Annotated in this window: 11 protein-coding genes; 2 read left to right on the top strand and 9 right to left on the bottom strand. The window is 26.1% G+C overall.

Features of this window, described 5'->3' with window-relative positions; all coding sequences use genetic code 4:
- The 9 genes from F801_RS0103000 to recA form a co-directional block, all read right to left on the bottom strand.
- A partial coding sequence (locus F801_RS0103000; protein ID WP_020104632.1) for a restriction endonuclease subunit S occupies positions 1 to 1,066 on the bottom strand: 1,066 nt, incomplete at its 3' end.
- A gap of 66 nt (positions 1,067 to 1,132) precedes the next feature.
- On the bottom strand, positions 1,133 to 2,563 hold the full coding sequence (locus F801_RS0103005) for a Sau3AI family type II restriction endonuclease (protein WP_020104633.1): 1,431 nt from the start codon (positions 2,561 to 2,563) through the stop codon (positions 1,133 to 1,135).
- Positions 2,545 to 3,768: a DNA (cytosine-5-)-methyltransferase gene (gene dcm, locus F801_RS0103010; RefSeq protein WP_014335567.1), complete on the bottom strand. Its 1,224-nt coding sequence runs from the start codon at positions 3,766 to 3,768 to the stop codon at positions 2,545 to 2,547. The genes F801_RS0103005 and dcm overlap by 19 nt, the downstream gene beginning before the upstream one ends.
- An 83-nt stretch (positions 3,769 to 3,851) precedes the next feature.
- Positions 3,852 to 4,937, bottom strand: a complete 1,086-nt coding sequence (locus tag F801_RS0103015; protein WP_013302037.1) for a M42 family metallopeptidase — start codon at positions 4,935 to 4,937, stop codon at positions 3,852 to 3,854.
- A 183-nt stretch (positions 4,938 to 5,120) separates the two neighbouring features.
- Positions 5,121 to 6,425 carry an endonuclease/exonuclease/phosphatase family protein gene (locus tag F801_RS0103020; protein WP_020104634.1) on the bottom strand — a complete coding sequence of 435 codons (1,305 nt, stop codon included), beginning with the start codon at positions 6,423 to 6,425 and terminating at the stop codon, positions 5,121 to 5,123.
- A gap of 45 nt (positions 6,426 to 6,470) precedes the next feature.
- Positions 6,471 to 7,145: a uracil-DNA glycosylase gene (locus tag F801_RS0103025; RefSeq protein ID WP_020104635.1), complete on the bottom strand. Its 675-nt coding sequence runs from the start codon at positions 7,143 to 7,145 to the stop codon at positions 6,471 to 6,473.
- Positions 7,118 to 8,269 carry an HAD family acid phosphatase gene (locus F801_RS0103030; RefSeq protein WP_014335564.1) on the bottom strand — a complete coding sequence of 384 codons (1,152 nt, stop codon included), beginning with the start codon at positions 8,267 to 8,269 and terminating at the stop codon, positions 7,118 to 7,120. The genes F801_RS0103025 and F801_RS0103030 overlap by 28 nt, the downstream gene beginning before the upstream one ends.
- Before the next feature lie 91 nt (positions 8,270 to 8,360).
- The gene (locus tag F801_RS0103035; protein ID WP_013302041.1) at positions 8,361 to 9,917 is read right to left on the bottom strand and encodes a phospholipase D-like domain-containing protein; all 1,557 of its coding nucleotides are present in this window, start codon (positions 9,915 to 9,917) and stop codon (positions 8,361 to 8,363) included.
- 59 nt (positions 9,918 to 9,976) lie between these two features.
- Positions 9,977 to 10,963, bottom strand: coding sequence for a recombinase RecA (gene recA, locus F801_RS0103040; RefSeq protein ID WP_015084087.1), 987 nt, complete (start codon positions 10,961 to 10,963; stop codon positions 9,977 to 9,979).
- Positions 10,964 to 11,112: 149 nt separating this feature from the next.
- Between recA and F801_RS0103045 the strand changes: the two genes are divergently transcribed.
- Positions 11,113 to 11,838: a phosphotransferase gene (locus F801_RS0103045; RefSeq protein WP_014335561.1), complete on the top strand. Its 726-nt coding sequence runs from the start codon at positions 11,113 to 11,115 to the stop codon at positions 11,836 to 11,838.
- Position 11,839: 1 nt separating this feature from the next.
- On the top strand, positions 11,840 to 13,096 hold the full coding sequence (gene obgE, locus F801_RS0103050; protein WP_014335560.1) for a GTPase ObgE: 1,257 nt from the start codon (positions 11,840 to 11,842) through the stop codon (positions 13,094 to 13,096).
- Positions 13,097 to 13,226: the final 130 nt, after the last annotated feature.

Below are 13,226 nucleotides of genomic sequence, written 5' to 3' on the forward strand. Positions count from 1 at the left end.
AATCAATATTTGAAAATAAATCTGCAATTTTGTTTTGTTCTTGTTTATTTTTTACAAAAGTAATTTCCAATTTGTTCATCATTGAACCTGTGAAATGAGGAATAGTTTCTCCGATATTTTCTTGATTTAAATTCATTAGTTTTAATACATAAAATAAAAATTTGGTGTTTATATTTTTATTTGAATTAGGTGCTAAAACTCCAGATGAACTGACATTAAATTTTCCATTTCTATAAAATACAGTTCCTGCATTTACCCCATCCATAGTTCATGTAATGTATTCTCCATCATAATCATATGTTGAAATATTTCCACTAATTCCTTCATTTTGTGTTTGAGAAGAATATACTGGGAATTTACCAACATTTTGTTGTATGTAATTGATAGTATATTTAGAATTTCCTCTGTTGATTTTACATAAATCAGAAATATTATTTTTTTCTCAAAATTCAAAAAAACTTTTAAATCTTATTAAAGGTTTATTATTTGCATTTAAAACAAAAATGTTGGAAAATAAAGCTTTTTGAAGCTTTTCTAGCAGACTCATCTTTCTCTCATAAAGACTTATGATTTTATCCAGTGTGAAGAAAATTGAAGAAATTTTTTCTTGTTCTACTTTATTCTTAGGTATTAGGAAAATAACTTTTCTCATCATAGAAGCTGTAAAGTGAGGAACTGTTCCACCAATTTGTAATTTTGTTAAATCTAAAAATATCAATGCTAAAAATAAAAATTTCAAATTATATTTACTTGGAAAATTTAAAGTTAAAATTCCTGAATTAGATGCATTGAACCTACCGTTTCTATAAAAAACTTTTCCAGCATTTCCGTCCTGAGTCCAAGTTATGAATTCTCCATCGAAATCATATGTATTTATGTAGCCTATAATTCCATTATTTTCTGTTTGTGAAGAATATACTGGATATTTTCCTAAGTTTTGTTTTATATATTGTTTTGTAAGTTTAGAATTACCTGTATCTATAAAAAACAACTCCTCAACCTTACCCTGTATTCAAGCGTCAGTGAAACCTTTAAATCTAATCTCTGGTTTTAGTACTTTTTTCATAATTTCCTTATTTTTTTAATACTCTATGAAATGCAAATCAATTATTAATTATTTTAATTTAAAACTTTAATTTTTTAAAATTTCATTAATAATATTTTGAATATATTTCCTATTAATTCAAAAACAATAATTTATAATTTTTCTTCCATTAGAAAGTTCTGTTCTTCCTTTTTTTGCATCTATATCATGAGGTCTGACATGAGAAACAGGATTTTCAGAAGATTTTGGAAAATTTTTTACAGAAAAATTATCAAATATTAATTTGTTTTTAACAATTAAGTCTTTAGTTTGTTCCCAAACTTGCTTAGCTTGATTTAAATCGGAAATTGGCATATTTCAAAATTTTACTTTTTTAAAAATATATTCTTTATTTTCTTTTTTAAAAATACAAAACATAAATCTTGATAAATCAATTTGTTGATAGAAAACAGAATCTAATCAATCTTCATTAACTAAATTTTTAAAATCTATTTTGGGAAAAGATATACTTTCTTTTATTTTGTTATTTTGCTCCACTCTTATTGCTTTAGAAATAATAGAAGCTTTTTGAAATTCTTCAGAAAAATTTACATCACTTTTTATTTTCAAAATAGAAGAAATTATTTTACTTCTAAAACCTTTATTTTTGATGTTGATATTAAACAAATTTGCTAATTCTATTTCTGATTTTTCATAATAAGGTTCAAATCTTTCAATTATTATGTCTTCGAATGTTTTGTTCATTAAATCATCATTACTTGATATTATTTCTTCGCTTTTGTTTTGATTTTTACTTAAAACATAATTATTCAAAATGTAAGTCATATAAGATTGCTTGAGAGAAAAGGCTTTTGGTTTTGCCTTAATATTCGAAAATGGTTGTAAGACTCTAACACTTGAATCTGAAGCTTTTGTACAAGCACCTAAATAGTTTGTATCACCTTCAGAAATTTGATCTGCTTTACCATCTTTAATTTTTTGAATAATATTTCGCCAATCTTGTTTAATAATTTTTATATCTTTATCTGGTAGCAAAATATAAAAATTATGATTTTGCTTCATTAATCGGTTAAATGTTAAAAATTCAGAATAAGAAATTTTAAAATGGCTTTTTAGAACATTGGGTTTATGCTCATAAAATAATAACAGTAAGTTTGAACACTTTTTATAAAAAGAACTTTGTTCAAAATTATTATATTTGTACTCTTGACTATAATCAATCATATTACAAACAAGTCTTTCTTTAGCTTTGTAAACGAAGTGATTATTTTTTGATTTTTTTATATAAGGTGTGACTTTGAGTTCTACATTCAAATCTTTAAAATCGGGAAAATGATCATTGTGAGGTTTTTGTCCAAAAACTCGTTCTTCTATAAATGTTCCAATACTTCCTTTCCCTTCATTTAATTGTTTGTTTATATCAATTTCTAAAAATAAAACTCCTAAAGTCTTGTCAGCTCTTTGTTTTAATTCTTCCATTGTTTTAGGAGGTGAAATTATTAATTTACTTTGTTTCATATTTTTAAAATTTGTTTAGCAATTTTTTCAATAACAGGAACAATTAAAGCATTGCCCATACAAAAATATCTAAATCTTTCTGGCATTCCAGTGTTAGTCCAATTATCATCAAAACCGTTTATTCTTTCAGTTTCTAATGGAGTTAGTATTCTTAGATTTTTTGTTACATAATCTTCAATTACATGAGTACTTCTGTTTACAGAACCTTCACTAGTTAACATTGTTCTAGCAGGTTTGTTTAAGTCATCAGGAAAAATCATAGTTCCTTCTGAGTAAGTATATTTTTTTCCATTTGGTTTTGTTCTTTCTATTTTTTTAGCTCCTTTTAAATAAGAAAATTTTTGATAATTATCGTTAATAAAAAACTTAGAATCCACTTCTTCTTTTTCGATAACATCCTTTAAAAATGAAGGTTTTTTAGTTGATTTAGCAACTAAATCTAAAGTCAAAATATTTCCATTAATCATTGAACCAGAATTATAGAAACTAAAAGAAAAATTATTAGAAACATCAACTAAATTAGAGTAATTTTTCAAAATGTCAGATTTGTTAGTTTTTTTACATTGAGATTCGACTAAAAACTCAGATGCAAAAAACCCATCTTTTATAAGGATATTTTCTTGATTTTGTTCTTTATTAATGATTTGAGTTAATTCTTTTTTATAAGCAAATATAAAAACTCTTTTTCTTCTTTGTACAAAACCATAGTCTGAAGCATCAATAATTCTTCATTCAACATTATATCCTTCATTGTCCAAGCTTTTTAACATTATTCCAAAGTCTCTACCTCTTTGATTCGCTGGTGATTTAATAAGTCTATCAACATTTTCTAGAAGAATAAAATTAGGATGTCTTTTTTGAATAATTTTTAAAATACTTCATCATAAAACACCTTTTTTTCCTTTAATTCCTTCAGCCTTTGTTCTAGCTACCGAATAATCTTGACAAGGAAAACCACCAACTAGTAAATCATGTTCTGGGACTTGATCAATTACATTTGCTATATCTTCGTTTACATGATTATCGCTATTTCCGAAGTGTTTTGTGTAGCAGTCAAATGCTCATTGTTTTGTTTTGTTAGGTTCTCATTGATTTGCTCAAATAGTTTTAAATAATTTCGAAGTTCTTTCAAAACCTAATCTAAAACCACCAACTCCTGCGAACAATTCAACTACTTTAATCTTTTTTAACTGTTTTTCTACCATAACTTCTAAACCTTTTTCAATTTAACCTATAAGCAAACAAAAACACTAAGTATTCTTAGTGTTTTTCCAAATTAAATTATATATTATTTGTAGCTTATTTTTTCAAAATCTTCTTGTGTAAAGGCTAAAATAAATTCTTCCATTAAGTCAATAATTGATGAAATATCTTTTAAACTAATAACTCCATATGTTGAGTGTAGATAACGTTGAGGGATTGAGATACTAATTGTTGGAGTCCCTGCATTTGAATATTGTAATTCTTCAGCATCTGTTCCTCCGCCTTGAGAAAGATATTTATAAATAGGAATATTTTTTTCTTTAGCTAATTTAAATAAATAATTTACTAATTTTGGGTCCATCATAGTTCCGCCATCAGCAATATCGATAGCCACCCCTGCACCTAATTTAGGAATTCCTACTATTGCTCCTTCTGTATCATGTGAAGCTCCAGTATCAATTGCAAAAGCTATATCTGCCTTGATTTTTGAAGCAATTGTTTTAGCTCCTCTACATCCAACTTCTTCTTGAACTGTTCCTACAAAATAAGGAGTATTTGGTAATTTTTTATTTGCTAGACGATTTACTAATTCATCAATAACAACAACACCAGCTCTGTTATCAATTGCCTTACCAGCAACTAAATCAGGATTTGAGAATCTAAATGTTTCATTACTTAAGTAAATTCTATCTCCTGGCTCTACACCATTATTTTTTGCATCTTCATCTGAAACAAATCCAAAATCCATAAATAAATCTTTGTTTAAAATAGCTTTAGATAGTGTTTCTCTTTCCATAATGTGAACTGATGTATGCCCAACTACACCGTAGAATATTTTATCAGTGGAAGTAATTAATTTAACTTTAGCTCCAATAAATGCATTTCCTCAAACACCACCTACTGGTTTTATTTTAATTTGACCTGATTTTAAAATATCTAAAACTTGAAATCCAACTTCATCCATGTGAGCTGCTAAAATAATTTTTGGTCCTTTTGCTTCACCTTTTTGTTTAATAATTAAAGAACCCAAACCATCTCTTTCGTATTCAACATTTAGATGTTGTGTATTTTCTTTAAGTTTTGCTACAACATCATCTTCGTATCTAGACATTCCTTCAATTTCTGTATAAACTTTTAATTTATCATAAATTTTATCTAATTTGTTTGCCATTATTCTCCTTTTTAGTCATTAAAATAATTAGAAAAAATTATAACAAAATATTGTAATTTTATTTTAATTCTACATAGTTATGTTTTAAAACTTTAATCAAATAAAAAAGCTAAAAAAGCTTGAAAAAGAAGAAAAAACCAGAAAATCTGAAGAAATTTTCTGGTTTTTTATTTATTTTTTTAATTATTGTTTGCTAAGAATAATATCTAAAAATACAGGGGAATGATCAGAAACATAATTTCTTATTTTATCTCTTATATCAAAATTTGTTTGTGTTTTATTTTTGCTTTTTTCTTTTTGATAAGTAGCACTTAAATCACTTTGAGAAATTATTGAATCTTTGATAACATCTCAAAGAGGATATTTATCAACATTTGTAACTTCAATTTTTGCTTGTTTATTTTCAAAAATTTTGTCATAAGAATTAGAATAAGTTCCAAATTTTTCGCCCAAAGAAGTATTATCGGATTTATCAATTAATAATTTATAAGATTTTAGTAAATTTTCAAAAGCTTTATCACTTGATTTGGCTTTAATGTTTGTATCTGCCATAAAGAAGAGATTTTTTGTATTTGTTTTGTTTTCAAATCAATTCATAACTTCTAACATATGATTTGCTTCAGAAATTTCTTGTGAACCATTTGTTGAATCATAACCATCTTTTGAATCAACTTTTCCTTCTTCTTTTCCTTCTTGAGCTGGATTGCTATTGACTCCAGGGGCATCAAAATGCGAAGCAACAATAACAAATTCAGATTTATCATTTTCTAAGTCAGTTTTTTTGATTTTAAATTTAGCTGCAACTGGTGGGCGAGCAAAATCTATTTTTTTAGTTGTTTTGTTTTTTTCAAAAATAGGTTTTTGTTTTGAATCTACTTGTCCGTTACTAAAAAATGCTGGTATGGAGTCAAAACTTTTATTATCATAAGGAATTAAATAAGGATTTGAACCATATAGTTTGTCTTTATTAATTTCTAAAATATCTAAAACATTTGCATTGTAAATAAATGAAACTCTTTCTTTTGCTGCTTCATTTCCTTTACCAAAAATAACGTCAGAAGTTATTGATTTATAATCTTTTTCTTTGTTATTAGCAGTTATTAAATTTAGTTCTTTGGTTAAGTTCTCAACGCTATTTGGATTTTTATCACTACCTGCATTTACTTCGACTAAAGCCATTAAATCAGCATTTTGACTACTTATAACTTTAGCAAGATTAATTTGTTGAGCTTTTTTTGAATCTTTTGTTGGGTTATCATCATAGTTTAATATGTTTCAAAATCCCACTTTTATTGCATTAACATCATTTGTTGTTTTTGTTGAAGTTGTAGCTTGTGTAGTTATTGTAGTTTTGCCTTGATTTGAAAGTAAATGTTTACTAAAATAAGAAAGTCCTACTGATAGTAATAAGATTATTACAACACTTGCTAAACTTCATAGCATTTTCTTTGTTTTTGTAGGTATTTTTTTCTTGTTCCCTCTTGCCATAATGTAGTTCCTTTTGAAAAAATTAGTAAAGATTATAGCAAAATTTTATACATTTCAATTTATAACTTCTTTGTTTATTAAAAGTAAAAAAATATTTATTTTTTTAAAAATTTGAGAATTTTCAAAGCTAATTCTATAGCTAAACGGTGAAGGATGAGATAAATTAAAAACTTTTTGTTTGCTTAAATCTAATTGTTCAGCAATACTTTGTGCTTTTTTACCTAAAAGAATAAAAACAATGTCTTTTTTGTGTTGGCAAATGAACTTAAAAAGATTTAGTGAAAAAATATCTCAGTTTAAAAAATAATGGCTAGATGGTTGTGATTCCCTTACAGAAAGTACTACATTTTGAAGCAAAATTCCTTGTTTTGCTCAATTTTCTAAGTTTCCATCTTGTTTATTAAATGATGGATAATCTTTTTTAATTTCTTTAAAAATGTTTTTTAAAGAAGGAGGAAGAATTTTGTTTTTAGTTGAAAACGCAAGACCATCAGCTTGATTTGCACCATGATAAGGATCTTGGCCAACAATAACAACTTTTAGATTATTGAAATCACAAAGTTTAATGGATTTAAATAAATCTTCTTTTTGTGGATAAATTTGATAATTTTTATATTCTAAGTTTAGTTGTTTGTTTATATTTTTAAAATATTCTTTGTCTTGTTCTTGCTTTAAAAATGAAGCAAAATCAACTAATTTGTTGTTTGTTTTGGTGTTCATGAAAGTGTTTCTAGAGCTTCTTTTAAAGCTCTTGCTTGTTGTGCTTTATCTAGTGTGTAGTAATGAGAAGCTAAAGCAGATTCAAAACCACCATAGGAAGAATTACCACCAATTAAAATATATGATTCTGATCAAGTTTCATCTTCTTTTTTAACTTGATTATCTGTTGTTTTGATGTATTTCACACCTTTTACTGAAGTGTCAAAATTTCCAAATAATTTTAAATTATCATTTAGTAATTTGTTTCTATCAGGATTTAATTTAGAACCAACTGCTGTGTCGTTAAAATCATTGTAGTTGTCCCCTACTCTCATAACAGTTTTGAAAACTACTTTATTTCCAGAATTATTATAAGAAGATAAATTAAATCCTTGAGTTCTTTCATTTAAAAAGTTCATTCTTTCTTCTTTATCAGTTTTAACTCTCTTGCCATTATTATCTTTTTTAATATGATTTCAAGGATCATTTTGGCTTAAATCCACACCTTGCATTCATCAAACTCAATCTGGAAGGAATTTTTTGTTTAAACCTTCTTTTACTAAGTTATTTAAAGTTGCTATTTTTTGATTTTCTTGTTCTCTGTTTGAGTTAAACATAACAACTCCACCATTTTTTCAGACATAGTTTATAAAATCAAAAGCACCTTTAATTTCTATTGCTTTTTCATCTTGAACAAATTGATTTCATAATACAGGATCAAAGGTTTTATTGTTTAAAACTAAATAATTTTGAAATGCATAGTTATTTAAAACAGTTTCATCAATATCCATAAAAACAACAGGAATTGCTTTGTTTTCATCTGGATTATCTACTACAACTTTATCATCATAAATGTGAACTTTTTTTGTATCGAATTGACTTTGAGTTATCATAGCATCAAATTGTTTTTTAGCCGCATTATATAAATTTTGGCTCATTGCAGTTTTTTCTGCACTTACTGTATTTCAAACATTTGATAATCATCTTTGATTATAAATTACTGATTCTGGAGAATTAAAATCTGAAGTTTTACTTTCAGTAGTTTGTGAAGCAGTTTCTTGAACAGTGGATTGACAAGAGATTAACATAGCTACTGGAGTAACAGTAGCTAAAGCTCCTAAAGTTAAAAATTTAATTTTTTTCATTTTTGTTTTCCTTTCAAAGCGTAAGCAAATTTTAGCATTTGTTTTAATTAAAGACAAAAAAAACCAAAACTTAATAAATAGTAATGGCTTTTTAAATCATTGGTTTAAAAAACAAAATAATCATTTTTATAAATCAAGAGTATTTTTTATTTATCTTTTTACGTTGGATAATTTCTAATTTTTTGTATTTGTCAATGTAGTTTAGAAAACTATCAATTGTTTGTCCAGTAAAGAACACATTTACTTCATATTGTGAATATAAAGAACGAGTATCAAAGTTTAAAGTCCCAATAATTCCAATGGATTCATCAATTATTAAAGATTTACCATGAAAGAAAATATTTTTGAAAAAGAAGACTTTTGCTCCTTCGTTTTGAAGCTCTTTGGCAAAAAAACTATTAATAATTCCAATGAATTTTTTATCATTTCTTCCTGGAATGTAAATCTCAACTTTAATTCCAGCTAAAATAACTTGTTTAAGAGCAGAAATGATTTTATGGGTTGGAGAAAAATAAGGTGAAAAAATCTGAATTTTCTTTTTTGCAAAATAAATTTGTTTAAGTATCAAACCTTCTATTATTGATTCATTAGTAACAGGACCACTTTCAATAATTGTTCCAATATTTTCTTCATTTACTAAGCTATTTTCGTTTTCCACTTTAGAAAAATCTACTTTACAAATGGATAAATCAGCCTTTTTCTTCTTGCTATAACTTCAGTTATTTCAATTAAATAAAAAGTTATAGCAAAAATTTTGAACCATTTTTCCTTGAATTTTTAAGTTTACATCCATTCAATATCCATAATCCACAGAAAATCCTGCATATTCTTCTGAAATATTGTTTCCTCCGATATAAACTTTTTCACCATCAATTAAATAAATTTTTTTGTGATTTCTATAAAAGGAATTGGCGCTGAAAAAAGGAAGAAAAATTTTGTTATAGAAAATTATTTGTATTTTGTTTTTTCTTAACTCTATTCAATCTTTTGAATTTACTCTTAAGATTCCAAAAGAGTCCAAAATCATCCTAATCTTTATTCCTTGTTTTGCTTTTTCAATAAGTAAAGTTTTTAGTTGTTTTCAAATAAAATCATTTTTAATTATGTATGTATCAATAAAAATAAATTTTTGAGCATTTTTAATATCTTGGAAAATTTGTTGAAAAAATTGATGTCCATCAGAAATTAGTTGAGTTTTAAATTTATGAATTGGTGAATTAAAAATGTCTCTAGAAAATTCTAATAATTGTCTTTGTTGTGAAGGTAAACCTTCTAAAAATGAGTCATTTTGATTTTTATTTAAACGAGTAAAATTTTTATATTCTTTTAAATATTGTTTAGAAGTTGTTCGATAAAAATATCTTCTTCCAAAAATTACATACAAAATTTGCCCTATATAAGGTAAAACCGAAAAAACAATTATTCAAGGTATTTTTGCTTCAAAATGTCTATTTTGAAAAGCTAAATAAATGTTAGAAATTAAATTTGTAAGATAAATAAACACAATGATAATTGCAGCTTCTAAGTTGAAATCATTCTTAAATGATAAGTAAGAAAGATAAATTAAACAACTTAATAAGGCCAGAATTAGAAATAAAGAAACATAATATAATAAGATTCAAAAATTAAACTTCTTAACTTTTTTCATTTAATAATTTTACTAAATTTCTCTTCTTTTATTTTTCATTTGCTTTATTTTTAAAGTATTTATTCTGAATTTTTTAGTTTTTCTTTAACAAGCGCTCTTAGTTCTTCATAAAGAGAATTATTGTTCTCAAGTAACAATCTAAAATTAGTTTTTCCTTGAGCAATGTTTTGATCATTGTAGGAATATCAAGCACCTTTTTTACTTACAATTCCATATTCTTCAGCAAGTTGAGCAATTTCAGCAAATTTTGAAATTCCTTGAGCAAAAACAATTTCCACGTTTGCAGTTTTAAAAGGAATTGCTAATTTGTTTTTAACAACTTTTATTTTGACCATATTGCCAATTATGTCTGAACCAGTTGAGATTTGTTGATTTTTTCTTACATCAAGTCTAATGGATGAATAAAATTTAAGTGCTCTTCCACCTGGAGTAGTTTCAGGATTGCCAAAAAGAACCCCAACTTTTTCTCTAATTTGATTAATGAAGATGATTGTTGTTCCATTTTTATTAAGTGAACCTGTGATTTTTCTTAGTGCTTTTGACATTAATCTTGGTTGTGCTCCTACTACTTGGTCCTTCATTTCTCCATTTAATTCTGCTAATGGAACCAAAGCTGCTACTGAATCTACAACTATTAGATCAATTGCACCTGTTTTAACTAAAGTATCAACAATATCTAAAGCTTGTTCTCCTGAATCTGGTTGAGACAAGATTAAGTTATCAATATCAATACCTAAATTCCTTGCATATTGTGGATCAATTGAGTGCTCAGCATCGATAAAAGCTGCTACTCCACCATTTTTTTGTACTTCTGCAATCGCATGTAAAGTAATAGTAGTTTTTCCTGAAGATTCAGGTCCAAAAATTTCAATAATTCTTCCTTTAGGAAATCCGCCGATACCTAAAGCATTATCAATGGCAAGTGAACCAGTTGAAAATACTTCTGTGTCAGTATCAGGTTTTTCACCTAAAAGCATAATTGCTTCTTTTCCAAATTTTTTTTCAATTTCTAAAAAAGCTTGTTTTAATTCTTTGTTGTCTTTCATATTGTCCTTTCACTTAGATTTGCAGTTTTTTTTGTAAAAACTCAAAAAATAAAAAAATTTAGGAAAAATTGAAGAAATTTTACTAATAATGAGCTAAAATTATCAAATATTTGTTTTTAGTTTTAGTAAAATTAAATAAAATTATATTTATGAAACAAATCAAAAATGGTCATACAAATACATCTTTTAGAGATGGAGATAAATTCGTTCAACAAAAACATTTTACTGGTTTTAATCACAAAATTAATTATAAAATTTTAGAAAAATTTGACTTTGTGCCAAAGTTAATTTCAGAAAGCCAAACTCAACTCACTTGAAGTTGAATTCCAAATCAAAATCTTGAAATTGATGAAAAAAATGTAATTCAAATAGCTTCAAATTTGAAGCAATTACATACTTCAAAACTGGATTTTCCTGCTTCAAATCACGCAGCTAGAGTTAAAAATTATATAAAAGAAATTAATAACAAAAAAATGTGTTTACCAATTGTAAATAAGTATTTTAGACACATAATGAAAATACTAGCACAAATGGATAAATTAACTCCTTTGCACAATGACTTATGACCTAAAAATATTCTTGATTCTCAAGGAAAAATTTATTTTGTAGATTGAGAATATGCTTCAAAAGGTGATAGACATTTTGATTTAGCTTATTTTATAGAATCAGCTAAATTAAGTCCAGAACTAGAAGATAAATTTTTAGAACATTATGATGATTATGTTTATGAATATTTGATTCAACACAAGATTTTAGTAAATTATTTTGCAATTTTATGAGTAAATGCGCAACCAAGCAAAGTTTTCCCTGATGCACCTTTGGCTAAAAGAGTTGAAGAATTAATAAAAGAATTAGAACAATATAAAAAGAGATAAAATGAAATTTATAGATCAAGTAAAAATAAAAATAGCCGCTGGAAAAGGCGGAGATGGAGTTATTTCCTTTAGAAGAGAAGCACATGTTGACAGAGGTGGCCCCGACGGTGGAGACGGTGGAGACGGAGGTTCTATTTTTTTTGTAGGTGATTCTGGTTTAAATACACTTTTGAGTCTTCATAATGAACAAATAATAAAAGGAAATGATGGCGAAAACGGAAAAAGTAAAAACAGATATGGTGCAAAAGGTGAAGACATTTTTGTTAAAGTTCCACTAGGTACATTAGTTTTTGATGACAAAAAATTAATTTGCGACGTTGTAGAAGAAAAACCTTATTTAGTTGCAAAAGGCGGAAGAGGTGGACGAGGAAATACTAAGTTTAAATCTTCTAAAAACAAAGCACCAAGAATTAGTGAAAATGGTGATTTAGGCCAAAGTTTTAATTTAACATTGAACTTAAAAGTTTTAGCTGATGTTGGATTTGTTGGAAAACCTTCAGCTGGTAAATCAACAGTTTTAGAAGCAATTTCTAATGCAAAACCTAAAATTGCTGATTATGAATTCACAACATTGGTACCACAATTAGGACTTGTAAAATATTATGATAAATCTTTTGTAGCAGCTGATTTGCCTGGTTTAATTGCTGGTGCTTCATTAGGAAAAGGACTTGGTTTTGTTTTTTTAAAGCACATTGAAAGATGTAAAGCCATTGCACATATTATTGATTTTGGATCAGAAGATAAAAATCCAATTTCTGATTTTGAATTAATCAATAATGAACTTTTTAAATTCAATGAAAAACTTAAAAATGTGCAACAAGTTATAGTAGCAAATAAAAACGATTTACCTTCATTTAACAAGCATTTAACAGAGTTTAAAAAAATCTATCCTAAGCTTAAAGTTGTTGAAATTTCAGCACTTGAAAAACATAATATTCACTTGTTAAAACAAGAACTTTTAAAAGTTGTTGAAAATGCTCAAGAGCAAGTTTATGAAAGCACAATTAAAGAAGTAGAAATTAAATTAAATCCTCCATTCAAAATCGAAATCTTACCAGGAAATGTTTTTAATATTTTTGGTGATGAAATTAAAAAGATATTTTTAAAAATTCCTTTAAATTCTCATGATAATTTATTAAGATTTAACAACAAACTCAAATATTTAGGGGTATGACAAGAATTGATTAATAAAAACATCAAAACTGGAGATACAGTTAGAGTATATGACTATGTTTTTGTTTGAAATGAGAATATTTAGTAAATCCTCAATTATATTTTAAGACTTCAAATTAGTAAATAAATAGGAACTTTTACATTAAAAATCCTAAATTATTACTTTTTTAGGGATTTTGCTGCCTTTTTTAACAAAATTTTATGTGAAAGGAGAC

The organism is Mesomycoplasma hyorhinis ATCC 17981 (assembly GCF_000383515.1).
GTDB lineage: Bacteria > Bacillota_I > Bacilli_A > Mycoplasmatales > Metamycoplasmataceae > Mesomycoplasma > Mesomycoplasma hyorhinis.